24 protein-coding genes and 1 tRNA gene are annotated in these 26,619 nt (G+C 65.8%); 11 read left to right on the forward strand and 14 right to left on the reverse strand.

What is annotated here, in order from left to right:
- Positions 1–38: 38 nt before the first annotated feature.
- The 4 genes from ABZX86_RS24870 to ABZX86_RS24885 form a co-directional block, all read right to left on the reverse strand.
- Positions 39–1,661 (reverse strand): FAD-dependent monooxygenase, encoded by a 1,623-nt coding sequence (locus tag ABZX86_RS24870; protein ID WP_355127069.1) that lies wholly within the window; start codon positions 1,659–1,661, stop codon positions 39–41.
- Entirely contained in the window at positions 1,658–2,977 is a 1,320-nt protein-coding gene (locus ABZX86_RS24875) for a serine hydrolase domain-containing protein (protein WP_355127070.1), read from the reverse strand. The genes ABZX86_RS24870 and ABZX86_RS24875 overlap by 4 nt, the downstream gene beginning before the upstream one ends.
- Before the next feature lie 126 nt (positions 2,978–3,103).
- Complete coding sequence (locus tag ABZX86_RS24880) at positions 3,104–4,303, reverse strand: lipid-transfer protein (RefSeq protein ID WP_355127071.1); 1,200 nt, start codon at positions 4,301–4,303, stop codon at positions 3,104–3,106.
- Positions 4,296–4,742, reverse strand: coding sequence for an OB-fold domain-containing protein (locus ABZX86_RS24885; RefSeq protein WP_327141263.1), 447 nt, complete (start codon positions 4,740–4,742; stop codon positions 4,296–4,298). Before ABZX86_RS24885 ends, ABZX86_RS24880 begins: the two co-directional genes overlap by 8 nt.
- Positions 4,743–4,874: 132 nt before the next feature.
- On the opposite strand from ABZX86_RS24885, the gene ABZX86_RS24890 reads away from it, so the two are divergent.
- On the forward strand, positions 4,875–5,651 hold the full coding sequence (locus tag ABZX86_RS24890) for a GTP-binding protein (RefSeq protein WP_355127072.1): 777 nt from the start codon (positions 4,875–4,877) through the stop codon (positions 5,649–5,651).
- 33 nt (positions 5,652–5,684) lie between these two features.
- Here ABZX86_RS24890 and ABZX86_RS24895 read toward each other — a convergent pair whose 3' ends face one another.
- Positions 5,685–7,256, reverse strand: a complete 1,572-nt coding sequence (locus ABZX86_RS24895) for an MDR family MFS transporter (RefSeq protein WP_355127073.1) — start codon at positions 7,254–7,256, stop codon at positions 5,685–5,687.
- A 102-nt stretch (positions 7,257–7,358) separates the two neighbouring features.
- Between ABZX86_RS24895 and ABZX86_RS24900 the strand changes: the two genes are divergently transcribed.
- Positions 7,359–7,949 (forward strand): helix-turn-helix domain-containing protein, encoded by a 591-nt coding sequence (locus ABZX86_RS24900; protein WP_355127074.1) that lies wholly within the window; start codon positions 7,359–7,361, stop codon positions 7,947–7,949.
- A 132-nt stretch (positions 7,950–8,081) separates the two neighbouring features.
- Positions 8,082–8,945 carry a C1 family peptidase gene (locus tag ABZX86_RS24905; RefSeq protein ID WP_355127075.1) on the forward strand — a complete coding sequence of 288 codons (864 nt, stop codon included), beginning with the start codon at positions 8,082–8,084 and terminating at the stop codon, positions 8,943–8,945.
- Positions 8,946–9,005: 60 nt separating this feature from the next.
- Here the strand turns inward: ABZX86_RS24905 and ABZX86_RS24910 are convergent, their stop codons facing one another.
- The gene (locus tag ABZX86_RS24910; protein ID WP_355127076.1) at positions 9,006–10,592 is read right to left on the reverse strand and encodes an FAD-dependent monooxygenase; all 1,587 of its coding nucleotides are present in this window, start codon (positions 10,590–10,592) and stop codon (positions 9,006–9,008) included.
- Between the two features lie 56 nt (positions 10,593–10,648).
- Between ABZX86_RS24910 and ABZX86_RS24915 the strand changes: the two genes are divergently transcribed.
- Positions 10,649–11,353 carry a TetR/AcrR family transcriptional regulator C-terminal domain-containing protein gene (locus ABZX86_RS24915; RefSeq protein WP_355127077.1) on the forward strand — a complete coding sequence of 235 codons (705 nt, stop codon included), beginning with the start codon at positions 10,649–10,651 and terminating at the stop codon, positions 11,351–11,353.
- Positions 11,354–11,393: 40 nt separating this feature from the next.
- Here the strand turns inward: ABZX86_RS24915 and ABZX86_RS24920 are convergent.
- The 4 genes from ABZX86_RS24920 to ABZX86_RS24935 form a co-directional block, all read right to left on the reverse strand.
- Positions 11,394–11,468: transfer RNA gene (locus ABZX86_RS24920), tRNA-Val, on the reverse strand.
- 63 nt (positions 11,469–11,531) lie between these two features.
- On the reverse strand, positions 11,532–11,996 hold the full coding sequence (locus ABZX86_RS24925) for a peroxiredoxin (RefSeq protein WP_355127078.1): 465 nt from the start codon (positions 11,994–11,996) through the stop codon (positions 11,532–11,534).
- Between the two features lie 88 nt (positions 11,997–12,084).
- On the reverse strand, positions 12,085–12,507 hold the full coding sequence (locus ABZX86_RS24930) for a DUF3052 domain-containing protein (RefSeq protein WP_327141357.1): 423 nt from the start codon (positions 12,505–12,507) through the stop codon (positions 12,085–12,087).
- A 150-nt stretch (positions 12,508–12,657) separates the two neighbouring features.
- A complete protein-coding gene (locus ABZX86_RS24935; RefSeq protein WP_327141358.1) occupies positions 12,658–13,275 on the reverse strand; it encodes a hypothetical protein in 618 nt (205 codons plus the stop codon).
- 150 nt (positions 13,276–13,425) lie between these two features.
- On the opposite strand from ABZX86_RS24935, the gene aceE reads away from it, so the two are divergent.
- From aceE to ABZX86_RS24970, 7 genes are all read left to right on the forward strand, one after another.
- A complete protein-coding gene (gene aceE / locus ABZX86_RS24940; RefSeq protein ID WP_327146668.1) occupies positions 13,426–16,308 on the forward strand; it encodes a pyruvate dehydrogenase (acetyl-transferring), homodimeric type in 2,883 nt (960 codons plus the stop codon).
- Positions 16,309–16,353: 45 nt separating this feature from the next.
- Positions 16,354–17,652, forward strand: coding sequence for a helix-turn-helix domain-containing protein (locus ABZX86_RS24945; protein ID WP_327146669.1), 1,299 nt, complete (start codon positions 16,354–16,356; stop codon positions 17,650–17,652).
- A gap of 128 nt (positions 17,653–17,780) precedes the next feature.
- The gene (locus tag ABZX86_RS24950) at positions 17,781–18,695 is read left to right on the forward strand and encodes an ACP S-malonyltransferase (RefSeq protein ID WP_355127079.1); all 915 of its coding nucleotides are present in this window, start codon (positions 17,781–17,783) and stop codon (positions 18,693–18,695) included.
- Positions 18,696–18,811: 116 nt separating this feature from the next.
- Positions 18,812–19,111 carry a meromycolate extension acyl carrier protein AcpM gene (gene acpM / locus ABZX86_RS24955; RefSeq protein WP_297616963.1) on the forward strand — a complete coding sequence of 100 codons (300 nt, stop codon included), beginning with the start codon at positions 18,812–18,814 and terminating at the stop codon, positions 19,109–19,111.
- A 9-nt stretch (positions 19,112–19,120) separates the two neighbouring features.
- The gene (locus tag ABZX86_RS24960) at positions 19,121–20,371 is read left to right on the forward strand and encodes a KasA/KasB family beta-ketoacyl-ACP synthase (protein ID WP_355127080.1); all 1,251 of its coding nucleotides are present in this window, start codon (positions 19,121–19,123) and stop codon (positions 20,369–20,371) included.
- 182 nt (positions 20,372–20,553) lie between these two features.
- Entirely contained in the window at positions 20,554–21,984 is a 1,431-nt protein-coding gene (locus ABZX86_RS24965; RefSeq protein ID WP_327141361.1) for a carboxyl transferase domain-containing protein, read from the forward strand.
- Positions 21,985–22,083: 99 nt separating this feature from the next.
- A complete protein-coding gene (locus ABZX86_RS24970) occupies positions 22,084–22,779 on the forward strand; it encodes a hypothetical protein (protein WP_355127081.1) in 696 nt (231 codons plus the stop codon).
- 48 nt (positions 22,780–22,827) lie between these two features.
- Here ABZX86_RS24970 and ABZX86_RS24975 read toward each other — a convergent pair whose 3' ends face one another.
- The 4 genes from ABZX86_RS24975 to ABZX86_RS24990 form a co-directional block, all read right to left on the reverse strand.
- Complete coding sequence (locus ABZX86_RS24975; RefSeq protein WP_355127082.1) at positions 22,828–23,241, reverse strand: hypothetical protein; 414 nt, start codon at positions 23,239–23,241, stop codon at positions 22,828–22,830.
- A gap of 46 nt (positions 23,242–23,287) precedes the next feature.
- Positions 23,288–23,824, reverse strand: coding sequence for a DUF3145 domain-containing protein (locus ABZX86_RS24980; RefSeq protein WP_355127083.1), 537 nt, complete (start codon positions 23,822–23,824; stop codon positions 23,288–23,290).
- A 117-nt stretch (positions 23,825–23,941) separates the two neighbouring features.
- Positions 23,942–24,754 carry a serine hydrolase domain-containing protein gene (locus tag ABZX86_RS24985; protein ID WP_355127084.1) on the reverse strand — a complete coding sequence of 271 codons (813 nt, stop codon included), beginning with the start codon at positions 24,752–24,754 and terminating at the stop codon, positions 23,942–23,944.
- 10 nt (positions 24,755–24,764) lie between these two features.
- Positions 24,765–26,195 (reverse strand): amino acid permease, encoded by a 1,431-nt coding sequence (locus tag ABZX86_RS24990; RefSeq protein ID WP_355127085.1) that lies wholly within the window; start codon positions 26,193–26,195, stop codon positions 24,765–24,767.
- Positions 26,196–26,619 lie beyond the last annotated feature (424 nt).

Raw genomic sequence — 26,619 nt, forward strand, 5'->3', positions numbered from 1 at the left:
TCGATTGGCAATGTGCACAGAACCGCGGGTGCGGCCGATCAGCGGAATGTCGATTTCAGGTATTCGACGACTTCGGATTCGTGCGTCGCGCGCTGTGCGAATCCGAGATAGCCGTCGGGCCGAATGACGAAGACCGAGCGGTGCAGTGCTCGATAGCTGCGGGCGAAATCGCCCGCGGTATCGCGGACGAGCGGCAGAATCGTCTCGGCGACATCGGCTTTCGGGTCGGCGATGAGATATGCGTCGAGATGACCGTATGCCGCCGCGACCGCGACTTCGGCAAGTCGCTCCAACTCGCGCAGCACGGGCCGGGTGGTGGTTTCGTCCGCGTAGAGCAGGATCGTGTGGTCGAGCCGCCCGAGGAGCGAGAACAAGCGCAGGTCGAAGCTGACGGCGTCCCGGGTGAGACCACGGGCATCGGGCGCCCGGGTGCCTGCCCGGGGCCGCAACTGACCGGCGTCGGCCCCGGCGACGATCGGACTGTCCCCGTAATCGATCAGCAGCTGGGCTTCGCGCCGGATCACATAGTCCGGATCCGCCGAATCCGCGCCGATGCCTTCCCGGGCGCTGCGCACGGTGCGGCCGACCACCTCTTCGCCGACAGGTCTGCGTTCGGCGTCATAACTGGCCGTCAGGCCCGTGGCCGCAATGCCCGCCACGGCGAGGGCGAGCTTCCATGCGAGATTGTGCGCATCCTGGATGCCGGTATTCATGCCCTGCGCACCGGTCGGCGGATGAATGTGCGCGGCATCGCCGGCGACGAAAACCGCACCGCGACTGTAGGAATCGACGATGCGATGACTGACCCGGAATACCGAGGACCACCGCAGCTGCGATGCGCGCGCCGGCTCGGGGGCGAGCCTGTCCAGCACGGCTTGCAGATGCGACAGTTTCGGCTGCGGCCCCCCGGATTCGAAGCCGTGCTCGATAGCGTCGCTGCTCGCCGCCGGTGCGCTCGCGAGTTCCGGGGGCACCAGCATCGAGACGCGGTACCGGCGCCTGCCCGGCAGCGGAATGCACACCAGCAGGTCGTCGGTGACGCCGTCGGTCTGATGCGTCGAACGAAGACCGTAACCGTGCGGCAGCGACCAATCCAGTTCGACATCGCCGAGCATGTACTGCTCGGCGAACGCCGCACCCCCGAAGGTCAGGCCGAGTCCCTTGCGGACAGTGCTGTGCGCACCGTCGCAGCCGACCAGATAGCGGGCCCGGACCGTCTCTTCGCCGTCGGTGCGCGACAGCACCGCGCGGACGCCGTCCTCGTCCTGCTCGAACCGGGACACTCGGGTGCCGCGTTCGATGGTCGTGCCGAGTGCGGTCAGTCGTTCGCGCAGGATCCGCTCGGTCTCGTACTGCGGGAGCCCGACGAATTCGAACGGGACGTCCGAGGGCAAGGCCAGGTCGAACCGCCCGGTCTCCGCGCCGTTGACGTAGAGAATCTGGCCGCGCATCTGAATGGATGCGTCCAGCACCTCGCGCAGCATGCCCATCCCCTCGAAGATCTCGAGCGTACGGGGTTGAATACCAACGGCTTTCGCATACTGCGGAGGTAGGAGCAAGGGGTCCACAATGCGGCACGACACTCCGCGGCGGCGCAATTCGATCGCGGCGGTGAGGCCGATCGGCCCGGCTCCCGCGATGAGTACCTCGGTATCGGTCATCGGCCGGCGGTGGTCGGGCCGCTGCCGGGCCCCGCACTGTGCTGGGCGGGGTCGCCGGGCAGGGCATCGGCGCCGTAGAAGACCGGCATCATGCCCTTGAGCAGCGTCACGGCCGACCCCTCGCCCGAGGGCACCGTCGCGAGATTCGTGGCGACCACAATCGTGAGATCCGAGTCGGGGTCATTGGTCATGACGGTCATGTACCCGGGGATCTGCCCGTCGTGTCCGATGAGATGCGTACCGAATCGGACAATGCCGAGACCGTATCCGGCGACCTCCGGTTGGGCCGGATCGATCGGCTGGATGCTGTCCATGCGCACCTGCTGCATCTTCGGGTCCAGCAGGCCACCGTGGACGAGTGCCTTGACATAGGTGGCCATGTCATCGACCGTCGAGATCACGCCACCGGCGGTCCACGTCCACGACGGGCTCGCATCGGTCGCATCGGCGGGTTTCAGCGTGCCCGCGACGGCGGCGGCCTGCTCCGCGGGCGGCAGCGCGAAGGTGTCGATGGTGGAGACATTGGTGCCGAACGCATAGCCCTGTGGATGCGGATTCGGAATCGAGGAATCCGTCGCCGCGGGCAGCGAGGTGTGCGTCAGGTTGAGTGGTTCGAAGATGCGCTGCTGGAAGTTCTTCGCGGCCGACATGTTCGTGATCTTCTCGATGACCAGGCCGAGCAGGATGTAGTTCGTATTGCAGTAGTCGAATTTCTCGCCGGGCGGAAAATTGACCGGATGCGAGAACGCGATCGCCAGTAACTCCTGTGGCGTCCACACCTTGTTCGGGTCACTGTCGAGCGAGGCGTTGAATTGCCGGTCGGCCGTGTAACTGTAGAGCCCGCTTCGCATTTCGGCGAGCTGGGCAATGGTGATCTGATCGCCGTTCGGCACACCGGGCAAGTACTTGGCAATCGGATCATCGAGGGCGAGCCTGCCCTCCTGCACCAGTTGCAGAATGACCGTCGACGTCATGGTCTTGGTATTGCTGGCGATGCGGAAGTAGTCGTCCGCCCGGATGGGGTCGGTGGTGCCGATGGCTCGGGTGCCGAAGGTTCCGGTCCAGTCGCCCTGCTTCGGGGATTTGACGACCACCACCGCGCCCGGAATGACGTTGTCCCTCATCAGCTTGGAAATTATCGGCGTGATAGCGGCGACGTACGCGGGCTCGGCCCCTGCCGAGGTGCTGGTGGCACTACTACCGGAGTCCGAGGAAGTACCGCAGCCCGCGGCGATGAACAAACCCGCGGTCGCGACCAATATTGCGATACTCGTCCGGTGTCCCATAACTCTCCGTCCAGCGCGGAACGTGGTCATGTAGCGCAGTGCAACTCTAACTCCGGGCCATGGAGCTTCGGGTAGGAATCAGCCAGCTAATCCGAAGTCGGTGAAATAGAACGAGCACCCGGGCAAAAGCCCGGGTGCTCGGAATACAGAGCTTGTTCAGCGAGTGGCGATGATTGCCGATCCATGACCGAAAAGGCCCTGATTCACGGCAATACCCGCGCTGGCGCCCGCTACCTGACGGCCGTCGGCCTGGCCGCGCAGCTGCCAGGTGAGCTCGCAGATCTGCGCGATGGCCTGCGCCGGGATCGCCTCACCGAAACAGGCCAGCCCGCCACTGGGGTTCACCGGCACGCGTCCGCCCAATGTTGTTGCGCCGCTGCGCAACAACTCCTCGGCGCCGCCCGCCTCACAGAGCCCGATATCCTCGTACCAGTCCAATTCCAGCGCGGTCGACAGGTCGTAGACCTCCGCGAAGGACAGGTCCGACGGCCCGATCCCGGCCTCCTCGTACGCGGCGTGCGCGATGGCGGAGCGGAAGGTCCGCGACTGCGGCTCGACGGCCACGGAGGAGTCCGTCGAGAAATCCGGCAGATCGAGGACGGTTTTCGGGAACGTCGGCGTGACGGTCGACAGCGCCTTGATGCGCACCGGATCCGCGATGCCGTGGCGACGGGCGTAGTCCATCGAGGTCAGCACCAGCGCGGCGCCGCCGTCACTGGTCGCGCAGATATCGAGCAGCCGCAGCGGGTCCGAGACGATCGCCGAAGCGGCGATCTCCTCGACCGAAACCTCTTTGCGATAGCGGGCATTCGGGTTGTTCAGGCCGTGCTTGGCGTTCTTCACCTTGACCGCGGCGAAATCGTCGAGCGTGGCGCCGTGCAGCGCCATCCGGCGGCGCGCGTAGAGCGCGAAGTAGATGGGGTTGGTCGCGCCGAGCAGATGGAAGCGCAACCAGTCCGGATCGTCGCGGCGTTCGCCGCCGACCGGCTGGAAGAAGCCCTTCGGGGTGGTGTCCGCGCCGACCACCAGCGCCACCTCGCACAGCCCGGCCAGAATCTGGGCGCGGGCATTGGCGATGGCCTGCGCACCGGAGGCGCAGGCGGCGTAGCTGCTGGAGATCTGCGCACCCGACCAGCCCAGCGCCTGGGCGAAAGTCGCGCCGGAGACGAAGCCGGGGTAGCCGTTTCGGATGGTGTCCGCACCGGCGATATACCCGACATCGCGGTGGTCCACGCCGGCATCGGCCAGCGCCGCACGCGCGGCGACCAGCCCGTATTCGACGAAATTACGCCCCCACTTACCCCACGGGTGCATGCCCGCGCCGAGGACGGCGATATCGCGATTGCTGTCAGTCATTGACCGGCCTCCACATCCACACCGTGTGCTCTGCCTCGTCGTCCTCGTACAGCACGCCGGCGGTCAATTCGACCGCCATGCCGACGGCCAGATCATCGACGGTGAGGCCGCGTACGACCTGCCCGAGCACGACCATCTGCTCGACCTCGAGCTCCACTGCCGCAACGACATACGGCACGAACGGATCGGGCGAGACATAGGGCGGCGGCGGCTTGTAGCGGGCATCCGCGTACGACCAGATCCGGCCGCGCGTGGAAAACAGGTACTCGGCGAGCTCGGAGCCGTCCTTCTTGCCCGAGCACTGCGGGTTTCGGCAGGCCAGCGTGTTCTTCGGAAAATACGGTGTGCCGCAATCATTGCAGCGAGTTCCCTGCAGACGCACCACACCGTCGTCCGCAGTGAACCAGTCTGCCACGGCGGGCCGTTGTTCTTTCTGCACAAAGCCGACGGTATAGGAACACGTTCTACTTTGGGAAGGAAACCGGCCACAGAGCCGCGCGAGCGGAGGTACGGTGAAGTCGAATTGAGGATGCCCTGACATCCTTGAGTCGATCTGGAGTACCTCGACACGATGGGCACCAAAGCTATTGACCCGCAGGCGATCCGCAATGTCACAATCGTCGGCGACCCCGATGAGACGACGCCGCTGATCCACCGCCTGCTCGGCCGGACCGGTTCCGGCCCGCAGACCGCCACGCACTGGTCGGCGAGCCGTATCGAACACACGATCCGCCTCACCGAGCTCTCGAGCCGCACCCCCGCCGCAGAACTGGAGCGATCCATTCGCGTGGCCGACGGGGTGATCGCGGTTGTCAACGCGGCTGCACACAACATGGCCCGACTCGAAACGACATTACGAGTCGCCGACGACCACCAGGTCGCCCGGCTGTGCCTGCTGACCGGACTGGATCAGCCCCGCGCCGACTTCGACCGCTGCCTCCGAACGATCGCCGACACCCGCGGCGCAGTACCGCTGACCCTCCAAATCCCCCTCGGCACCGGCCCCGCCTTCGAAGGCACCATCGACCTACCCCCGATGTGGACACTCGAACCCATGGCCGCCGAATTCTACGGCCCCCATTGGCAAGTCGCGATCCACTGGTATCGCACCCTCGCCAAAACCCTCATGGACACCGCAGACCCGGACCCGTCCCCCGCCCTCCGCAACATCTCCCTGGAACAACTACACCGCCGCATCCGCCGCCTCACCCGCATAGGCGACGTAGTCCCCGTCCTCTGCAGCGCAGCGCCCAGCAGCGAGGACATCACCCCACTCCTGGACGCCATCGTCCGCTACCTACCCTCCCCCCTGGACGTCTGCCAACCAGAACACGCCCTCGACTACTGAGACTGCTCCAGGGGGTTCTCGCCCGGCTGATCGCTAGCCGGCAGTGACCTTTTCGGCTTCCTCGACCTTCGGCTCGTCGGCGAATCCGACCAGCTTCACGTCCTTGATGAAGAACGAGACGACCAGGCCGACGACGCCGGCGGCGGCGCCCGCCCAGAACACTCCGACAATGCCGTGGGTGACTGCGGCGCGCAGTGCGTCCAGCAGGGGCTTGGGCAGGGTGTGCAGCATGGACGGGGGTAGCTGGGCGCCCCCGGAGATCAGTTTCGAGCCGGCGTCGCCTGCCTTGGCGGAGAGTTCGTGGGTGAGGCGTGTGGTGTACACGGTGCCGAGTACCGCTGTGCCGAGGGACATTCCCATTGTTCGCAGGAAGGTGCTCGCGCCCATGGCCGCACCCATATCGCGCAGGCCGACGCTGTTCTGTGCGATCAGCATCGAGGGCTGCATCAGGCCGCCGACGCCCAGGCCGAGGACGGCCATGAACAGTCCGAGCGTGAGTTTGGTTGTGTCCGTGTGCACCTGGGCCAGCAGCACCATTCCGGCGACGAGGACGACCGAGCCGATGATCGGGAAGATGCGGACCTTACCGGTGCGGGAGGTGATCTGGCCGATCGCCACGCTCGCGAACATCATCGGAAACATCATGGGCAGCAACAGAAGTCCGCTGTTGGTGGCGGACGCGCCCTGTACCAGCTGCTGGAACTGCGGCAGGTAGGCCGCCGAACCCATCATCGCGAGACCGATGATGAAGGCGAGCGCTCCCGCCAGCGAGAAGTTGCGGTTGGTGAAGACGTGCAGGGGCATGATCGGCTCGGCGACCCGTCGTTCGATGGCCACGAAGGCCACGAATCCACCGATCGCCACCACAATGGTCGTGATGATCTGCCATGAGCCCCAGGCATATTGGGATCCCGCCCAGCTGCCGAGCAGTACCAGCGCACTCGCCCACAGCGCGAGTGTGCCCGCGCCCCACCAATCGATCTTCGCCTTACCGGTGCTGCGCCGCGGTACGTGCAGCGTGAACCACACGGTGACCAGCGCGATGGCGCCCAGGGGCAGATTCACGTAGAACGCCCAGCGCCACGACGCATTATCGGTGATCCAGCCGCCGATGAGCGGGCCGCCGAGCATGGCCAGCGGCATCACCGCCATGAACAGACCCTGATACTTGCCACGTTCCGCGGGCGGAATCAGCTCGCCGAGGATCGACATGACACCGACGATCAGACCGCCGGCGCCCAAACCCTGCACGCCGCGAAATCCGATGAGCTCCATCATGTTCTGCGACATTCCGGTGAGCGCCGAGCCCGCCAGGAAGAGCACGATCGAGGCGAGGAAGGTCGGCTTGCGGCCGAACAGATCGCCGAGTTTGCCCCATAGCGGCGTGGAGACCGCCGTCGCCAGGGTGTACGCGGTCAGCACCCACGCCAGGTGCTTCAATCCGCCGAGATCGCCGACGATGGTCGGCAGTGCCGGACCGACGATGGTGTTGTCGAGCATCGCGAGAAGCATCGCGATCATCAGCCCGCTCATCACGGTGATGATTTCGCGGTGACTTCGCCGCTGGAATCCTTCGGTTTCGACCGCCGTCGATTGATCTGTCATGTCCCACTCATTACTTGCCGACCGGTCAGCTGCTTACCTGCCGTATAGTAATCTTCGGATTCGGCTTGTCAATCACACGGCAGCGGACAGGAGTGTGGGTGGATGGCGCCCAGCGACGGCAGCATGCGGGAGAAGATCCGGCAGGTCGCCTTGGAGTCTTTCACCGAGCGCGGCTACGACGGCACCTCACTGCGCGAGATCGCCGAGCAGCTCGACGTCACGAAAGCCGCGCTGTACTACCACTTCAAGTCCAAGGACGCGATCCTGCTCAGCCTCATCGTCGAACTCCTCGACGCCATGAGCGAGCTGGTCACCTGGGGCCGCGAACAGCCCTTCTCCCCCGACTTCCAGGACGACATGCTCGACCGCGTCGCCGACCTGTTCTTCGGTGACGCCAACCGCGTGGTCCGCCTCATCCAGCAGAATCAGCCCGTCCTGCGCTCGCTGGCAGCCGATGCCGCGAACAAGCAGGTCCGCGACGTCGGCGAACTCAAGGCCCTGATCGGCGAGGTGATCACCCTGATGACACCGGCCGACTGCGACCTGCACACCCGCATGCGAATCCGAACCGCGGTGGCGGCCATCATCTTCGGCCCGATCACCGGCGAGCAACTCGGCGACACCCTCGAAGCCAGCCCCGACGAGCAGAAGAAAGTCTCCCTCGCCATCGCCCGAGAACTACTGGCGATCTAGCCCATAACTTTTCAGTGCCCCGCTGGAAATCGGCGCACCCCGCCGCGCGTCGGGCGGATTCTCCCGGCCCGCCGCCATTACGATCGTCGCGAGATCTGCGATCAACTCCGCGAAACACGGCATAGGAGATCCATGTCTTACTCGCGCTTACCCGCTGCACTCGCATTCGTTCTGGGAATCGGAATCGTCTCGGCGGGTTTCGCCGACGCAGATCCCATTGCGCCACAGCCCGCCCCCGGACATGCCTTCGGTCTCGATATGCAGGCGGCGAAGGCCAGCCAGAACAAGGACACCAGCGTCGGCGACGCACTTCCTATTCTGCACTTGAGCACCATCAGCGAATCACCGGCTGAGTTTTCGCTCCGGCAATACGCCCTGCCCGCTGGCGACCAGGGGCAGGTCGGCGCCTGTGTCGCGTGGGCGACCGGCTACACCGGGTACGGCGTGCTGATGAACGAAATGAACATCAGCGGTGGGCCGATGGCTCCGATGTTCATCTACTCCCAGATCGCCAAGGGTCACGACTACGGCACCTCCGCCTCGGTCGCGCTGCCGATGGAATGGCGCGAGGGCAACGACACCAAATCCGATTACTGGCAGGGCGATTTCGACTACACCACCCAACCGGACGCCAAAGAGCTCGCGAACGCCGCCCACTACAAACTCTCCGGGGCCAAAGACCTGTTCTCCGGGGATAAGGTGGCCAACATCAAGATGGCCATCGCGGCCGGGCTCCCTGTCCCGATCGGATTCGATGCCCGCGAAAGCTTCATGAACCTGAACTCGGGCAACTCCCGGTACTCCCCCGCACCCGGCGAAGCGGTTCTGGGTGGTCATGAAGTCACGATCGTCGGCTACGACGCCAATGGCGTCACCCTCGAAAACTCCTGGGGCCCCGGCTGGGGTGACAATGGATTCTTCACCGCGCCATGGTCTTTCATCACAGGCGGCGATATCGCCGAAATCCATTCGATGGGCAGACTGGTCACCGAATAGGGCGTTTCATCCTTGTGCAGCCGTTCATCCCGGTGCGGCCCTTCAGCTTTGGGCGGCCGTTCAGGCGCTCGGCACCGTGGCCGGCCTGTCCAGCACCTGGTCCAAGACCTCGGTGAGGTACCGCACCGGGTCCGGAACCGACGCCGTAGCGCGCATCGCGACAATCCCGTCCGGACGGACGAGCATGGCGCCGTCGGACGGGAGCCACGGGACCGCGACGCGGTGCGCGGGGAGTCCGACATCCACTGCCGCGGTGAGCCAGCGTTCGCCCTCGGCGCCCACCAGCAGGGTCCATCCGGACGCGACCAGATCAAGGGTCGATACCCCGTCGATCCACGCGTGCGGCACCCGCGAACCCGGTGAACCATCCAGTGCCACAGCAAGATCCACTGTGGACGGGAGTTCCGGCCGCGGGTCGACGACGGCGCCCGAGTCGTACCGCTGGCCGAGGTGCACGACCGGTGCCGCCCACACCCCCGCCGTCACCCGGGCGGCATCGGCCTCGGGTCCGCGTCCCCAGTGCAGCTGCGGATCGGCGAGCCGGCGCAGCGCCTGATCCAGCGTCGCCGCGGCGACCGGTTCACGTTCGTGCGCATAGGTTTCGAGCAGGCCCGCACCCGCCTCACCGTGGTGGACGGCAGCCAGTTTCCACGCGAGGTTGTGCGCGTCGGCAACGCCGGTATTGAGGCCGAACGCTCCCAGGGGTGACACGGTGTGCGCGGCGTCGCCGACGAGGAACACGCGGCCGACCGCGAAGCTCTCAGCCGCAGCGCTGCGGGGGCGCCAGGGCAGCACGCTGCGCACCTCGACGTCGAGGCCGGGATCGCCGACCGCGGACCGGACGATCGCGGCGCAGCGCTCGGGCGTGAAGTCCTCGGGGCGTTCGCCGGCGTCGATATCGCAGGCCGCGTGGAAGACCCAGTTCGTCTCGCCGTCCACAGTGACCAGCAGGCCGGGCGTCTCCGGCACGGTGATGGTGCAGGTGGCGAAAGACATGCCCCGCAGGTGAGGTCGGAGGTCGGCGCGGAACAGGATATTGATCATCGACTTGCCGAGGTCGCCGGGACCGGAGGTGTTCACGCCGAGGGTGTTTCGCAAGATGCTGTGCGCGCCGTCCGCGGCGACCACGTGCGCGCACCGCAGCGAATAGCGGCCGTCGGGTCCTTCCAATTCGACATCGACCCCTTCGGCGTCCTGCGTGATGCCAATCAGGCAGGTCGACCAGCGCAGATCGGCTCCGCGGCGCGTCAGATCCGCGGCCACTACGGCATCGAGCCGGTCCTGAGCGCAGACGCCACGCAGCCTGAACGGGGTCACATCCAGTTCGCCGGCAGACGAGGTCGGCATGGGCACGGTCACGACATCGCCCGCGCCCATCTCGACGACGGTCCGCGCCACCGCCTTGCCCACAGCGCCCCGGAGGTCGACCGCGGTGGCATCCACCGCCGCGTCGAGCCCGAGTTCACGCAGGATTTCGACGGTGCGCGCCCCAATTCCGGTGGCGCGCGGGTGAATCGACGGACCGGCCCGGCGTTCGACCAGCACCGCCCGGACGCCGTGATGGGTGAGCAGCGCCGCGGTCAGCAGACCGACGCTGCCACCTCCGACCACGAGCACCGGCACTTCTGGATACGTTGTCTCCGTCATGGCTACACTGTATCCAGAAGGTAGGATGCGGAGCAACGAGGAAAGGAACCGCCCCGATGACCGAACCCGCTGCCTCATCGGTGTGGACACGGCCGCGCCCCGAACCGCGTCGCCGTGCCCCCGGCGTGGACCAGTACGTGGCCGCCGCACTCGCCGTCGCGGACACGGAGGGATTGGCAGCGGTCTCGATGCGAAGGGTCGCAGGCGATCTCGGCTCCGGAACCGCCTCGCTCTACCGCTACATCACCAACCGCGACGAACTCGTCGACCTGATGATCGACGCGGCGCAAGGCGAAGATCCGCTCCCCGAATCCACCGAGGACTGGCGTACCGATCTGGGAGCCGTCGCACGCGCACTGCGCACAACACTGCTGCGCCACCCCTGGCTGGCAGGCGAACTGACAGGACGCCCCGCCCTCGGCCCAAACTCCTTGCGCCGCTCCGAATCCGCCCTCCGCGCCGCAGTCGCCCTCACCCCCGACATCACCCTCGCCTCCCGAGCCCTCACCGCCGTACACGCCTACGTCCTAGGCTCAGTCGCCGCCCAACTGGCCTCCCGCCGCGCCGAGCAGCGCACCGGCCTGACCGAAGAACAATGGCAACGCAGCGTCGGCCCCTACATCCGCGAGGTAATCGCAGCAGGCCAACACCCCCTGCTCGCCCGCCGCATCCACGAAGCCGAAGACCTCGACCCCGACATCGAATTCACCTTCGGCCTGGACTGCGTCTTCGACGGCCTCGCAGCCCGACTGGGCCACTGAACAAAAAACCGGCAGATACATTGCTGCATCTGCCGGTTCATGGTGGGCACAGAGGGTTTCGAACCCCCGACCGCTGGTGTGTAAAACCAGAGCTCTACCACTGAGCTATGTGCCCGAGATTCCGGCGGGAGGCCGGGATCCGGATGTTGCCGCCGGGACCGGAGTCCGGGGTAACGGGTTATGAATCTAGCGCGGCCAAGGCTTTCTCCCAAGCCTGCTGGTCACGGGCTTCTCCGGGGCCGTTCATTTCGGCGAAACGGATGATTCCGTCCTTGTCGATGACGAAGGTGCCGCGGTTGGGGTAGCCGGATTTTTCGTTGAAGACGCCGTACGAGGTGGCTACCTCGCCGTGCGGCCAGAAATCGGAGAGCAGGGGGAAGGTGTAGCCCTGTTCGGCCGCCCAGATCTTGTGGGTGGGCGGGGGACCTACCGAGATGGCGAGGATCTCTGCACTGTCGTTCTGGAACTTGGGAAGTTCATCGCGGACCTTGCAGAGCTCGCCTTGGCAGATACCGGTGAAGGCCAAGGGGTAGAAGACAACCAGAACGTTCTTCTCACCGCGGTAGCTGGAGAGGGAGACGTCCTGATTGTTCTGGTCCTTCAGTGTGAAGTCCGGTGCGACCGTGCCGACCTCTAGGGGCATGCAAACCTCAATCCTGTCAGGGCATTCGTGGACGGCGCATCACAGCGTGATGCGCCGTCCATATCGAAAACCTTAGCGAAGACGCGGGTTAGCGCTGCTTCGAGGGCGTCTTGGGTTGCACCAGGCGGGAGCCGGACCAGTCACCGAGGCTGATCGACGAGGTCTGGGTCAAACCGGCCGGGGTTGCGGATTCGGCGATTTCCGCCGGATCAACATGCCCGCTCTGGCCGGTCTTGGGTGTCAAAACCCAGACAATGCCTTCATCCGACAACGGAGTAATGACGTTGAGGAGCTCGTCGACAAGGTCGCCGTCTCCGTCACGCCACCAGAGCAGCACGACATCGACCACCTCATCAGTGTCCTCATCGAGCATCTCCGAGCCGATGGCTTCTTCCACGGCGGCTCGCAAGCCGTCGTCGGTATCCTCGTCCCAGCCCAGCTCCTGAATCACCAGTCCGTGAGTAATGCCAAGCTTCTGAGCGTAGTTCTGCGCGTCCGCCGCGGCGACCACGGTGGCGTCCTCCTCAACTCCAGACAATAGGTAGATGCAAGCGAACATGGTTCTTGCTCTCAGCGCAAGCTGATCGAACGAATTCGCAAGCTAAATGTCGTATGTGCGACGCGCCGCCGGCTCGGCGCGAGGCCCCCCCGCGACCCCGGCTCACTTCGCCGGGCACGCGCCCCGAACCGCGTTCAAAGCGTCGTTGACCTTGTGACTCGCATCATTCAGCGGTCCGACGGGCGAGGTGCTCGCCATCTTCTGAACCTCCGCCGAGAGCCCCCGGGCGGCCGTCACATAATCCGTGAATTTTTGTGCGAGGTCTGTCGGCAAGTCGGGGCCGGAAGCGCCCACTCGGGTCTCGACGGTCTTCGCCGCGTCCTCCAGAGCGCCCGCGGCGGCGTCCCGCTTGGCGGTCTGATCGCCGGTATTGCCGTCGTGCGCGTCGACGAAATCGTTGTAGCGATCCACCGCCGTGCCCGTGGTCGCGCGGAACGGGTCGCAATTGTCGGCAATCGCCTTCGTTTGCGCGGCGGCCGCTTTCGCGGAGGCGGCTGCGGCGGAAGAGGTGGCCGCTTCCGCGCGATACGAAGTCGCGTCGGCCTGATTCACCGTCGGCGTACCCTCGACAGTGCTGGCGCAACCTGCGATAACCAGGCCCAGCCCCACCGCCGCGGCCGCGCCCGCCAATCCGAACCCACGTGGGTTCAGTTTCATCGTCCTCCCCGTTCCTGCCTCGGCCGGTTCCCTGAAGAACCGTACTGGATCAGCGGCTGACATGATGACCCATGACGCACCATGCACAAGGATGTGAGGTGCGCCGCAAACCAATCGTTACGGGTATGCCGCCTACCAGCGACAACCCGGGGTAATGGCACTTATCAGATGTCTCATCCCTGTGTACGAGGAGCAAACGTCTTGACCGACCTGATGCACCCGATTTCTTCGCCGAGTCCCACAAACGGCCCGGCACGCAACCTCCCGGCAGGGGGCCGGGTTCGAGTGATTCGCGAGGGGGTGGCGTCATACCTGCCGGACATCGATCCGGAAGAAACCAGCGAGTGGCTCGACTCCTTCGACGAAATGCTCGAACGCGAAGGCCCCGGCCGCGCGCGCTACCTGATGCTGCGGATGCTGGAGCGCGCCGGCGAACGCCATGTCGCGATTCCGGCGCTCACCTCCACCGACTACGTCAACACCATCCCCACCGAGAACGAACCCTGGTTCCCGGGCGATGAGGAGACCGAGCGCCGCTACCGCGCCTACATCCGCTGGAATGCCGCGGTCATGGTGCACCGCGCGCAGCGGCCCGGAGTCGGTGTGGGTGGCCATATTTCGACCTACGCGTCGTCATCCGCCCTGTACGAGGTGGGTTTCAACCACTTCTTCCGCGGCAAGGATCATGTGGGCGGTGGCGACCAGGTCTACATCCAGGGTCACGCCTCCCCCGGCATCTACGCCCGCGCGTATCTCGAAGGCCGGCTGACCGAAGACCAGATGGACGGGTTCCGCCAGGAGTACTCCCACGGCGGCCCGGGCAAGGGTCTCTCGTCCTACCCGCACCCGCGGCTCATGCCGGACTTCTGGGAATTCCCCACGGTCTCCATGGGTTTGGGCCCGATGAACGCCATCTACCAGGCGCGCTTCAACCACTACCTGAATGATCGCGGCATCAAGGACACCTCCGATCAGCATGTGTGGGCGTTCCTCGGCGACGGCGAGATGGACGAGCCGGAATCGCGCGGCCTGATCCAGGTCGCCGCGAACGAGGGCCTGGACAATCTGACCTTCGTCATCAATGCCAATCTGCAGCGCCTGGACGGCCCGGTGCGCGGTAACGGCAAGATCATCCAGGAACTGGAGTCGTTCTTCCGCGGCGCCGGCTGGAACGTCATCAAGGTGGTCTGGGGCCGCGAGTGGGACTCGCTGCTGCAGGCCGATCGCGACGGCGCTCTGGTCAACCTGATGAACTCCACACCCGACGGCGACTACCAGACGTACAAGGCCAATGACGGCGCGTACGTGCGCGAGCACTTCTTCGGCCGCGACCCGCGGACCAAGGAGCTCGTGAAGGGCTTATCGGACAACGACATCTGGAACCTCAAGCGCGGCGGCCACGACTACCGCAAGATCTACGCGGCCTACGCGGCGGCCATGGCGCACAAGGGACAGCCGACGGTCATCATCGCCAAGACCATCAAGGGCTACGGCCTGGGCAAGCACTTCGAAGCCCGCAATGCCACGCACCAGATGAAGAAGATGACCCTGGACGATCTCAAGGCCTTCCGCGATGTGCAGCGCATTCCGATCAGCGATGCCGATCTCGAGAAGAACCCCTACCTGCCCCCGTACTACCACCCGGGCATGGACGCTCCGGAGATCCAGTACATGATGGGCCGGCGCGCGAACCTGGGCGGTTTCGTCCCCGAACGACGCACTGCAGCAAAGCCTCTGCAACTTCCGGGCGACGAGGCCTACCGCAGCGTCCGCAAGGGCTCGGGCAAGCAGAGCATCGCGACCACGATGGCCTTCGTGCGCCTCATGAAGGACCTGTTGCGGGACAAGGAAATCGGCAAGCGCATCGTGCCGATCATCCCGGACGAGGCCCGTACCTTCGGTATGGACTCATGGTTCCCTTCGTTGAAGATCTACAACCGTAACGGTCAGTTGTACACATCCGTCGACGCCGAGTTGATGCTTGCCTACAAAGAGTCGGCCACCGGACAGATCCTGCACGAGGGCATCAACGAGGCCGGTTCCACCGCATCCTTCACCGCGGTGGGCACCTCGTACTCCACGCACGGCGAGCCGATGATCCCGCTCTACATCTTCTATTCGATGTTCGGATTCCAGCGCACCGGTGACGGTCTCTGGGCCGCCGCGGATCAGATGGCACGCGGATTCGTACTCGGAGCTACCGCCGGGCGAACCACACTGACCGGTGAGGGCCTGCAGCACAACGACGGTCACTCGCTGCTGCTGGCGTCCACCAATCCGGCGTGTGTCCCCTACGATCCGGCGTTCGCCTTCGAAATCGCCCACATCGTGCGGGACGGCCTGCGCCGGATGTACGGCGGCGGCGTCGGCACCACCGGTTATCAGGAGGCCCTGCCGGGCACCGATCCCGAGGCGCATTCGGTGCACCACGAGTTCGGCGGCGAGGACATCTTCTACTACATCACCCTCTACAACGAGCCCCAGCAGCAGCCGACCGAGCCGGAGAACCTCGATGTGGAGGGCCTGCTCAAGGGCATCTACCTCTACAAGCGCGGCGGCGAGGGCCAGGTGCGCGCGCAGATCCTGGTGGCGGGCGTGACCATGCCCGACGGTCTGCTCGCACAGCAGATGCTGGCCGACGAGTGGGGTGTGCAGGCGGACGTGTGGTCGGTGACCTCCTGGGGTGAGCTCCGAAAGGACGCTCTCGCCAAGGAGATCGCCAAGCTGCACCACCCGGATGTCGATCCGGGCCTGCCGTACGTCACCAAGGCACTCGGCACGGCGGGACCGGCCTCGGGTCCGTTCGTGGCCGCCTCGGACTGGATGCGTGCGGTGCCGGATCAGATCCGCCAGTGGGTTCCGGGCACGTTCATCTCGCTCGGCACCGACGGTTTCGGATTCTCCGACACGCGTCCGGCGGCGCGCCGCGTTTTCAATGTCGATGCGGCGTCCATCGTGGTCGCGGCACTCGCCGGTCTGGCCGAAGCCGGAACGATCGACCAGGCCAAGCTGGTCGAGGCCGCTGCCCGCTACCGCATCGACGACGTCAACGCCGCGCCGAAGGCGGCACCCGGTACCGAAGGTGGCGACGCATAACGCACCATAAGCACTGTGGAACGTAAACCGCCGAGGCCGCGCCGGATCAACGAAGGCTCCTCAGAACACGAGGTCTACCTTCCCACCGGCGCGCTCTCGCCGAATCGGCAGACACGCGACCCACTACCGGACACCCTGCTCAAGCGGGTGAAGCAGTTCTCGGGTCGCCTGTCCACCGAGGCGGTCTCCTCGATGCAGGAGCGGTTGCCGTTCTTCGCCAATCTGGATGCCGCCCAACGGGCCGGTGTCCAGATGCTGGTGCAGACGGCGGTGGTGAACTTCCTGGAGTGGTTGCAGGATCCGGAGAGCGACATCAGGTTCAGTCTCGATGCGTTCCAAGTGATTCCGGACGATCTGGCGCGGCGCCTGACGCTGCGCCAGACCGTCGACATGGTCCGGGTGGCCATGGAGTTCTTCGAACAGTGGCTGCCGGCGCTGGCACGCAACGACCGGCAGCTGGTGGCGCTCACCGAGGCGGTGCTGCGATACGGGCGTGAGCTCGGTTTCGCGGCCGCCTCGGTGTACGCCAGCGCCGCCGAATCGCGCGGCGCCTGGGATACCCGGCTGGAGGCCCTGGTCGTCGACGCCGTGGTGCGCGGCGATACGGGTCCCGAAATGCTTTCGCGCGCCGCGACTCTCAATTGGGATGCCAGCGCGCCCGCCACCGTACTGATCGGCACTCCCCCGAAAGATCAAGTGGCAGTGGTCGGTTCGGTGCACTCGGTGGCAGCCCGGCACGGCCGCAACGCACTTGCCGTGGTGCAGGGTTCCCGCCTGGTGATGGTCGTCAGCGGCCATCTGGGCGACACCCTGTATCCCTCGCCGTTCCTGGCCGATCTGCTCAGCGAGGCCTTCTCCGACGGTCCCGTGGTGATCGGCCCGACCACCCGCACCCTCGGTGTCGCACACATCAGTTCGGTGGAGGCGATGGCCGGAATGGAGGCGGTGGTGGGCTGGCGCAGCGCGCCGCGCCCGGTGCACGCGACCGAATTGCTGCCCGAACGAGCACTGCTCGGAGATCGTGCCGCGGTAACCGCCCTCAACGAATTGCTTGTGCTACCGTTGGCCGCTGCTGCGGGCGAGCTGTCCAATACTTTGGAGGCTTACCTGGACTGCGGCGGGGCCGTCGAGACCTGTGCGCGGCAACTGTACGTTCATCCAAACACCGTCCGGTATCGGTTGAAGCGCATCGCCGACATCACGGGCCGGGATCCGATGAATCCGCGCGATGCCTACGTGTTACGAATCGCCTCCACTATAGGAAGGCTGACTCGAACACGTAACGAATCGCCCACTTCAGCCCCAGATGTTGCGTCCGTCACAGATCCTAAGGACGGGCTGTAACGCAATTCGCGAACCGGACGATCGGCTCGACTCACTTGCCCTTTTGTGGACACCTCACAAAAGACCCCCCAAAGCTTCATTCGCGCCGACATCTCGTGAGAGCGCCCTCACAGTGTTGTCTTAGAGACGTGATCGCGTTGCTTGCCCCAGGACAGGGGTCTCAGACACCCGGCATGCTCACCCCTTGGCTCGAACTGCCCGGCGCGGCTGATCGAATCGCGTTGTGGTCGAAGGCCTCGGGACTGGACCTGCTGAGGTTGGGTACCACCGCTACGGCCGAGGAGATCACCGATACGTCGGTGACCCAGCCTCTGGTCGTGGCGGCCGCACTGCTGGCGTTCGCGGAAATCCCCCCGGATGCACTTCCCGCGGATACGATCGTCGCCGGACACTCGGTCGGTGAACTCGCCGCCGCTGCCATCGCCGGAGTCATCTCCCCTGATGACGCGGTGGCCCTGGCTGCACTCCGTGGCGCGGAGATGGCCAAGGCCTGTGCACTCGAGCCGACCGGTATGTCGGCGGTGCTCGGCGGTGACGAAGCCGCCGTGCTCGCCCGGCTCGAGGAACTCGGCCTGATCCCGGCCAACCGCAACGCGGTCGGCCAGATCGTGGCGGCGGGTAGGCTGGACGCGCTCGCGGAACTCGCGAGCAACCCGCCCGAAAAGGCTCGTGTCCGAGCCCTTCCGGTCGCCGGCGCCTTCCATACCGCGTTCATGGCACCTGCCCAGGACGCGGTGGCGGAGGCTATCGCCAGGATCGCTCCCAGCGAGCCGATCCGGGTATTGCTGTCGAATTTCGACGGTAAGCCGGTCACCTCCGGCCAGGATGCGGTAGACAAGCTTGCTGCCCAGGTCACCCGGCCCGTGCGCTGGGACCTGTGCACCGAATCCATTCGTACGGCGGGAGTTTCCGCAGTGGCAGAGTTGCCACCGGCGGGAACCTTGGTCGGCATTGCCAAGCGGGAGCTCAAGGGCACCCCGAATCTGGCGCTGAAGACCCCGTCGGACATCCCCGCGCTGGCCGAACTCACCACCACGGACTAGCTTGACTCGCGGTCTTGCTTCGTCAACGGCGACGGGCACGGTGACTTTTCAGTGACCGGACCGCAAGCACCAAAAAATCCCAACCATCGACATGAATTAAGAAGGGAGCCACCACAGTGGCCGCTCTGACCCAGGAACAGATCGTCGAAGAGCTCGGCAAGATCATCGAAGAGGTGACCGGTATCGAGCCCTCCGAGGTGACCATCGAGAAGTCCTTCGTCGACGACCTGGACATCGACTCGCTGTCGATGGTCGAGATCGCCGTTCAGACCGAGGACAAGTACGGCGTCAAGATCCCGGACGAGGATCTGGCGAGCCTGAAGACCGTCGGCGACGCGGTGTCGTACATCCAGAAGCTCGAGGCCGAGAACGCTGAGGCCGCCGAAGCCATGAAGTCCAAGTTCGGAAACGAGTAGGACCGACCTGTGACCACTCCTTCCACCTTGAATGGGAACTTCCCCAACGTCGTCGTCACCAGCATGGCGGCGACCACGTCGATCGCTGGTGACGTCGATGCGACGTGGAAGGGCCTCCTCAACGGCGAGAGCGGCATCGACGTTCTCGAAGACGATTTCATCGCGGAGTACGACCTTCCGGTTCGCATCGGCGGACATCTGAAGGTCGCGCCGGACACGCTGCTCACTCGGGTCGAGTGCCGGCGGATGGCTTACGTCGAGCAGCTCGCGACCGTTCTCGGTCGCGAGGTGTGGAAGAACGCCGGTTCTCCGGAGGTCGACCCGCTGCGTCTGGGTGTCGCTATCGGCACCGGTCTCGGCGGCGGCGACGCGCTCATCGATTCGGTCGACAAGCTGAAGAACGGCGGCTATCGCAAGATTTCGCCGCTGGCTGTTCAGATGGTCATGCCGAACGGTCCGTCGGCGGTTGTCGGTCTCGAGCTCAAGGCCCGGGCAGGAGTGATCACTCCGGTCTCGGCGTGTTCGTCGGGTTCCGAGGCAATCGCCAATGCGTGGCGCATGATCGTCATGGGTGACGCGGATATCGTTGTCACCGGTGGCGTCGAGGGCTTCATCGATGCGGTGCCGATCGCGGCATTCTCGATGATGCGCGCGATGAGCACCCGCAACGACGATCCGAAGGGCGCCTCGCGTCCCTTCGACAAGGATCGTGACGGCTTCGTCTTCGGCGAAGCGGGCGCGCTCATGGTCATCGAGACCGAGGAGCACGCCAAGGCTCGTGGCGCCACGATCCACGCTCGATTGCTGGGCGCGGGTATCACTTCCGATGGTTTCCACCTGGTCGCTCCCGATCCCACGGGTGACGGTGCGGCGCGTGCGATGACACGGGCGATGCAGACTGCCGGTCTGACCAAGCAGGACATCACCCACATCAACGCCCATGCGACTGCCACCCCTATCGGTGACGCCGCGGAAGCGAACGCGATCATCAAGGCCGTGGGCAACCACGCCTCGATCTACGCACCGAAGTCCGCCCTGGGCCACTCGATCGGCGCCGTCGGCGCGCTCGAGTCGGTACTCACGGTTCTGGCGATTCGGGACGGCATCGTCCCCCCGACGCTGAATCTGGAGAACCAGGATCCGGAGATCGACCTTGATGTCGTGCACGGCGAGGCTCGCCGTCAGGACATCCAGTACGCGATCAACAACTCGTTCGGTTTCGGTGGGCACAATGTCGCGCTCGCCTTCGGCCGGTACTGACGCACTGCTGAGCCCGTAACAGGTTCACCATCAGCGCCGGTTTGTAAGACAGGTGGTCCCGGCGGGGACTCGGATCGAGAACCCGCACCCCTCTGGGTTCTCTCGATGAATCCCCGCCGGGACTTCGACATTGGCAGCCGCTCTCTAGCGACCGCACTTCCTTAATCCAAGGAGAGTTTGCGATGACCATCATGGCTCCCGCGCACGCGGATACCGTGACCGATCCCCGTGACCCGCTGGGTCGGTTGCAGCGTTTCTTCGATCCCGGAACCGTTCTACCGCTGCACCCCCGCGACAAGTCCGGCGTGCTCGCCGCGATCGGTGAGGTCGACGGCGTTCGCACCGTCGCCTACTGCTCCGACGCGACCGTCATGGGCGGCGCCATGGGTGTGGACGGCTGCAAGCACATCGTCGATGCGATCGATACCGCGATCGACTCCAAGACTCCTGTTGTCGGCATCTGGCATTCGGGCGGCGCCCGGCTCGCCGAAGGTGTCGAAGCGCTGCACGCTGTCGGCCTGGTCTTCGAGGCCATGGTCCGCGCGTCCGGCCTGGTCCCGCAGATCTCCGTGGTGCTCGGCTTCGCCGCCGGTGGCGCCGCCTACGGTCCTGCCCTGACCGATATCGTGATCATGGCCCCCGAGGGCCGTATCTTCGTCACCGGCCCCGACGTGGTCCGCAGCGTCACCGGTGAGAACGTGGATATGGCGACCCTGGGCGGACCGGTCACCCACGGCAAGAAGTCCGGTGTCTGCCACATCGTCGCCAATGACGAGGCCGATGCGCTGCACCGCGGCCGTCGCCTGGTCTCCATGTTCGCCGAGCAGGGCGAGTTCGATCTCGTCGCTGCCGCGCATGGCGATGTGGATCTGAAGGCCATGCTGCCGGCCTCGGCCAAGCGCGCCTACGACGTGAAGCCGATCGTCAACGAGCTGCTCGACAATGTCGACGGCGAAAGCACTTTCGAGGAGATGCAGGGCGGTTACGCCCGCAGCATCGTCACCGGCCTGGGCCGCCTCGGCGGCCGCACCGTCGGCGTGCTGGCCAACAACCCGATCCGCATGGGTGGCTGCCTGAACTCCGAAAGTGCCGAGAAGGCAGCGCGTTTCGTGCGCCTGTGCAACTCCTTCGGCATCCCCCTCGTGGTCATCACCGACGTTCCCGGCTACCTGCCCGGCGTCAGCATGGAGTGGGAGGGTGTGGTGCGCCGCGGCGCGAAGCTGCTGCACGCCTTCGCCGAAGCCCGCGTCCCGCGTGTCACCCTGGTGACCCGGAAGATCTACGGCGGCGCCTACATTGCCATGAATGCCCGCTCGCTGGGCGCCACGGCCGTGTACGCCTGGCCCGAGTCCGAGGTCGCCGTCATGGGCGCCAAGGCCGCGGTCGGCATCCTCCACAAGAAGGCCATCGCGGCCGCCCCGGAGGAGGAGCGCGAGGCCCTCATCGAGCGTCTCACCGTCGAGCACGAGCAGATCGCGGGCGGCGTCGAGCGCGCCGTCGCCATCGGCGTCGTGGACGAGATCATCGATCCGGCCAAAACCCGCTCCATCGTCGCCGCCGCGCTGGCCGCGGCCCCGTCGCGGCCGAGCCACTTGAAGAACATTCCGCTGTAAGTCCTTATGCGGCAACAACTGTGGGCGGTCTCCTCGGAGGCCGCCCACAGTTGTCGGCTCCTGCGGCTATCTTGCTTCGTATGCAGGACTCCGAAGGCTGTGCAGGACACCGAAGGCACTGCCGTGCGGCGTAAGCCGGTCGTGGTGACGGGATTCCATGAGCCGCAGCCCCTCTCGCTCGCCTGGGAGGACGGCGAACAAGCCGTGTGGGCCGCGATCGATCTCGACAATCGGAACTGGCGGATGCCGGGCGATTGGCAGAAGTCCATCGACAGCGAGCTGAAGTACCCCACTCCGAGCGGTATGCGGCTGTCCTACATCCTGGCATTGGCGCCCGGCGATATCGCCCTGCCCTACCTTCGCCGCCCGCCGTCGGTCAGCCCCGTGGTCCCGATTCAGCCGCTGTGCCGCCTGCTGGCCCGTTTCGGCACGGAGGCAATCGATTTCGTCCTCACCATCGCCCAGACCAGACGGTCCCTCGTCCCCGCCGTCATGATGCCGATCACCGGATCGGCCATGACCCGGTGGATGGCCAACTGGCTGAACGGCAAGACCTATCACGAGTCGGCTCAAGCCTGGTTCGATCGCCATATCGACTGGGCCGCAGCCGATCTCATCGCCACCGCACTCGACAAACCCGGCCGGGACCGAAGGTCCGCCGAAACCGCCTTGCGCACACTCGCACTCGTCGAGGCCTATCGCGACCTGTTCCTGGCGGTGGCAGCGGATTTCGGACCGTCGGTGGCCGCGCCGATCACGGCACTACTCGAAGCAGCCGAGCCGGAGGGCGATTGATCTCGTCCTGCCACAGCTGATCGACGCACCGGAATACCGCGCAACGATTCACGAGTAGAGGCGGACCTTTTCGGCGGACTCGTTCTGGCTGGCGCACTCCTGGTAGGAGTTCGGGCTGCCCTGTCGCTCACCGCATACCCAGCGAATGTTGTTGACGGTGACGGGGATGTCGCCCTTGGGCTGGGCTTTGCGCGCGTCGCCGTAGGCATTGGTGACCGCGAGGGCAGTCGCGCAGAAGTCGGTGCCCTTGGTGGTGAGTGCGACAACCGAGAGACCGTTCACGCCGGGGCCGCAGTCGACCGCACCATCGGAGGTGACCGTCGGATAGGCATTGTCGCTCGGCGCGGCACTGGACGGAGAGGGTCCCTGAATGGCCTCTTTGGTCGCAGGTGCGCCGTTGCAGGCCGCGAGACTGAGGGCCACGGCGCCGGCTAGGGCGAAGGTGGCGACGGTGCGCCGCATGGAAGCTCCTTGATCGAAGGGAGGTGGGCCGGCCGTGCGGGGTGTGTCAGCCGACGTCGCGGCGCAGCCAGGTGACCTCCGCGCCGCCTTCGTCGCCGAGTCGGAGGGGTTCGAGTGCATCGTCCCAGGCGGTGCCGAGGGCGCGGTCGATTTCGGCGGCAATGTCGGTGGCGCTGCCCTGGCCGCGGCCGCGGGCCTCGGCGACGATGGCGCGCAGTCGCATCTCTCCGACCATGACGTCACCGCTGGCGCTGGTCGCGCCGTGCCACAGGCCCAGTCCGGGGACAAAGCTGTAGCGCTCGCCGTCGACGCCTTCGCTGGGTTCCTCGGTGACTTCGAAGGCCAGCACGGGCCAGTCTCGCAACGCACCAGCTAACCGACCGCCGGTACCGACCGGGCCGTACCAATCGGTGGTGGCCCGCAAATTCCCGGGGGCTGCCGGCTGCGCGGTCCAGCGCAGTTTGGCCGGGGCCTTGAGAGTCGAGGTGAGCGTCCATTCGATATGTGGGCACAGCGCGGCAGGCGACGAATGAATGTAGACAACACCAGACGTCGCGTCGGCGAACTGACTAGATCCGCGCACTACTAACACCTCCGGCTTCGACGGGTGCGTCTTCCCCAACGACCCTCCGAGCCAGCGTTGCCCGAGTGTACTGGAGTGCCCGGTGTTGCGTGTGTTACTTATTGGCCGTGTCGGATTTCAAGCAAACTCCGCGATCACAGCGTCACTGAACTTCGGCCACGCCACGCGCGCCCAGTCTCCGAAATTTTCGTCCGTCAGCGCGAGACACGCCATGCCGACTTCCGGATCGATCCACAGAAAAGTGCCGGATTGCCCGAAGTGCCCGTAGGTCCCGGCGGAATTCGCGCCACCGGTCCAGTGCGGGACTTTATGGTCACGAATTTCGAAGCCCAGGCCCCAATCGTTGGGCCGCTGCGACCCGTAGCCGGGAAGTACACCATTGCGTCCTGGGAACTGCACTGTGCTTGCCTCGGCGAGCAATTCCGCACTCAGGATAGCGGGGTTCAGCAATTCTTCGGCGAACCGTAGGAGATCTGCGACCGACGAGTTCGCCGCATGACCCGCCGGACCGGCGAGCACCGAGGATGCCATGCCGAGCGGCTCGAATACGCCCTCGTGCAGGTACCGGTCGAAAGGGATTCCGGTCTGCTGGGCCACGAAGTCCGCCAGGACCTCGAACCCGGCACTGGAGTAGATGCGCCGCGCGCCCGGTTCGGCGAGCACCTCGCTGGTATCGAAGGCCAGTCCGGAGGTATGCGCGAGCAGATGCCGCACGGTGGCGCCCGGCGGGCCCGCGGGCTGGTCCAGCTCGATCGCGCCCTCCTCCACGGCCACCAGGACGGCGTATGCGACAAGCGGTTTGGTCACCGAGGCGAGCCGGAACACCCGATCGAGGTCGCCCGCGGTATCCAGCACGCCCTTGCCGCGGACCACAACACCCGCCGCGGCATTCCGGACCGGCCACTCTCGAATCTGCTCCAGCGCTCGCACAGGAACGAGCCTACGAGTCGGCATGTACCGCGGCCGGCCGGGGCCGATTCAGCGCGGACCGGCGGCGGCCGTAGGTGAAGTAGACGACCAGGCCGACTGCCGACCACAGCGTGAACGCCAGCCAGGTCACGCCGGGCAGATGTGCGAGCAGCCAGACACACATGCCCACGCCGAGCAGCGGCACCACCGGCACCAGCGTCCGGAAGGTGCGCGGCAGATCGGGTTTGGTGCGGCGCAGCACCAGCACGCCGATATTGACCAGGCCGAAGGAGACCAGCGTGCCGATATTGGTGGCGTTCACCAGTTCGCCCAGCGGAACCAGTGCGGACAGCACCGCGACCAGGCCGCCGACCATGAGGGTATTGGTCGTCGGCACCCGCTTGGCGCCGACTTTCGACAGCACCTTGGGCATGAGCCCGTCACGGGACATGGCGACCAGAATGCGGGTCTGCCCGTACAGCACGGTCAGCACGACGGAGGCGATGGCGATCACCGCGCCCGCGGCCAGAATCGTTGCGGGCCAGCCCCTTCCGGTCACCTGCTCGAGGACGGTGGCCAGCGAGGCGCCGGAACTGCTCACATCGCCGACGCCGACCGCGGCGACCGCGGTGAGTGCGACCAGCACGTACATGAGGGTGACGATGCCGAGCGAAATGATGATGGCGCGCGGCAGATCCCGCTGCGGGTTCTCGGCTTCCTCACCGGCGGTGGAGGCGGCGTCGAAGCCGATGAAGGAGAAGAACACCATCGACGACGCCGCACTGATGCCCGCCACTCCGGCCGGGGCGAAGGGATGCAGATTCCCGGAATCGAACGCGGTGACCGCGACGACCACGAAGAAGATCAGCACCGCGATCTTGATCATGGTGGTGACGGTGGTGACGCGCGCACTCTCCCGAACTCCGCCGAGCAGTACCACTGTCGCCAGGAGCACCACCACCGCCGCCGGTAGATTGACGACCCCGCCCGCACTGGGCGCGGAGGACAGCGCATCCGGAATCCGCCATCCGACGGTCGATCCCAGGAATTCGTTCAAATACGCGCCCCACCCGACCGCGACGGCCGCGACCGACACCCCGTACTCCAGCAGCAGGCACCACCCGCACACCCAGGCGACAATCTCCCCGAGCGTGGCATAGGTGTACGAGTACGCCGACCCCGAGACCGGTACGGCCCCCGCCAATTCCGCGTACGACAGCGCCGAGAACAATGCCGCCAAGGCCGCGACCGCGAACGAGATGACCACAGCGGGCCCGGCCAAGGGCGCGGCCTCACCGAGCACCACGAAAATGCCGGTGCCCAGCGTCGCCCCGACCGACAGCGAAATCAGCGGAACAAGCCCCATGCTCCGGCGCAGCGCGGTGTGCTCACTATCCGACGTGAGCTGTTCCACCGGCTTGGTCCGCAGCAATGATGTGGCGATTCGAGGGAGTCCTGGCACGTTCCCGCACGCTACCCGGTCAATGCACCCAAATTCGACAGCCGCACACAGGATCGCTGGTGGCAGCGCAACCATTCGGCATCCCCGGCCGAGCTCACTCCGAACGGAACAGCGGGTCTCTCAGCGGCACAACGATTAGCAGGCCTGTGCCGCGGGGAAGAACGCTGCGCGGTCCGAGCAGGCTGTGCCGTCCGGGCACGGCTGGACGGTCCGAGCACAGCTGGACGATCCGAGCACAGCTCTGTGCGATCCGAAGCACAGCTGGACGATCCGGGCACAGCTCTGTGCGATCCGAGCACAGTTCTGTGCGACCCTGGCGCGGCCGCGCGATCCGGGCACGACCGCACGATCCGAGCACGGCTGTGTCGCCACGGGGTTGCGCACCGTCGTGGGGAATCTGTTGCTGTGTTGTCAGCGGCGGAAT

It is taken from the genome of Nocardia sp. NPDC006630, assembly GCF_040611495.1.
Classification (GTDB): domain Bacteria; phylum Actinomycetota; class Actinomycetes; order Mycobacteriales; family Mycobacteriaceae; genus Nocardia.

What these genes read in the sequence shown, in the direction of transcription:
- ABZX86_RS24915 (WP_355127077.1), top strand. Translation starts at nt 10,649, where the DNA reads ATGACCGAACCCGCTGCCTCATCGGTGTGGACACGGCCGCGCCCCGAA.
- ABZX86_RS24965 (WP_327141361.1), top strand. Translation starts at nt 20,554, where the DNA reads ATGACCATCATGGCTCCCGCGCACGCGGATACCGTGACCGATCCCCGT.
- aceE (WP_327146668.1), top strand. Translation starts at nt 13,426, where the DNA reads ATGCACCCGATTTCTTCGCCGAGTCCCACAAACGGCCCGGCACGCAAC.
- ABZX86_RS24870 (WP_355127069.1), bottom strand. Translation starts at nt 1,661, where the DNA reads ATGACCGATACCGAGGTACTCATCGCGGGAGCCGGGCCGATCGGCCTC.
- ABZX86_RS24925 (WP_355127078.1), bottom strand. Translation starts at nt 11,996, where the DNA reads ATGCCCCTAGAGGTCGGCACGGTCGCACCGGACTTCACACTGAAGGAC.
- ABZX86_RS24895 (WP_355127073.1), bottom strand. Translation starts at nt 7,256, where the DNA reads ATGACAGATCAATCGACGGCGGTCGAAACCGAAGGATTCCAGCGGCGA.
- ABZX86_RS24875 (WP_355127070.1), bottom strand. Translation starts at nt 2,977, where the DNA reads ATGACCACGTTCCGCGCTGGACGGAGAGTTATGGGACACCGGACGAGT.
- ABZX86_RS24905 (WP_355127075.1), top strand. Translation starts at nt 8,082, where the DNA reads ATGTCTTACTCGCGCTTACCCGCTGCACTCGCATTCGTTCTGGGAATC.
- ABZX86_RS24890 (WP_355127072.1), top strand. Translation starts at nt 4,875, where the DNA reads ATGGGCACCAAAGCTATTGACCCGCAGGCGATCCGCAATGTCACAATC.
- ABZX86_RS24975 (WP_355127082.1), bottom strand. Translation starts at nt 23,241, where the DNA reads ATGCGGCGCACCGTCGCCACCTTCGCCCTAGCCGGCGCCGTGGCCCTC.
- ABZX86_RS24900 (WP_355127074.1), top strand. Translation starts at nt 7,359, where the DNA reads ATGGCGCCCAGCGACGGCAGCATGCGGGAGAAGATCCGGCAGGTCGCC.
- ABZX86_RS24880 (WP_355127071.1), bottom strand. Translation starts at nt 4,303, where the DNA reads ATGACTGACAGCAATCGCGATATCGCCGTCCTCGGCGCGGGCATGCAC.
- ABZX86_RS24910 (WP_355127076.1), bottom strand. Translation starts at nt 10,592, where the DNA reads ATGACGGAGACAACGTATCCAGAAGTGCCGGTGCTCGTGGTCGGAGGT.
- ABZX86_RS24935 (WP_327141358.1), bottom strand. Translation starts at nt 13,275, where the DNA reads ATGTCAGCCGCTGATCCAGTACGGTTCTTCAGGGAACCGGCCGAGGCA.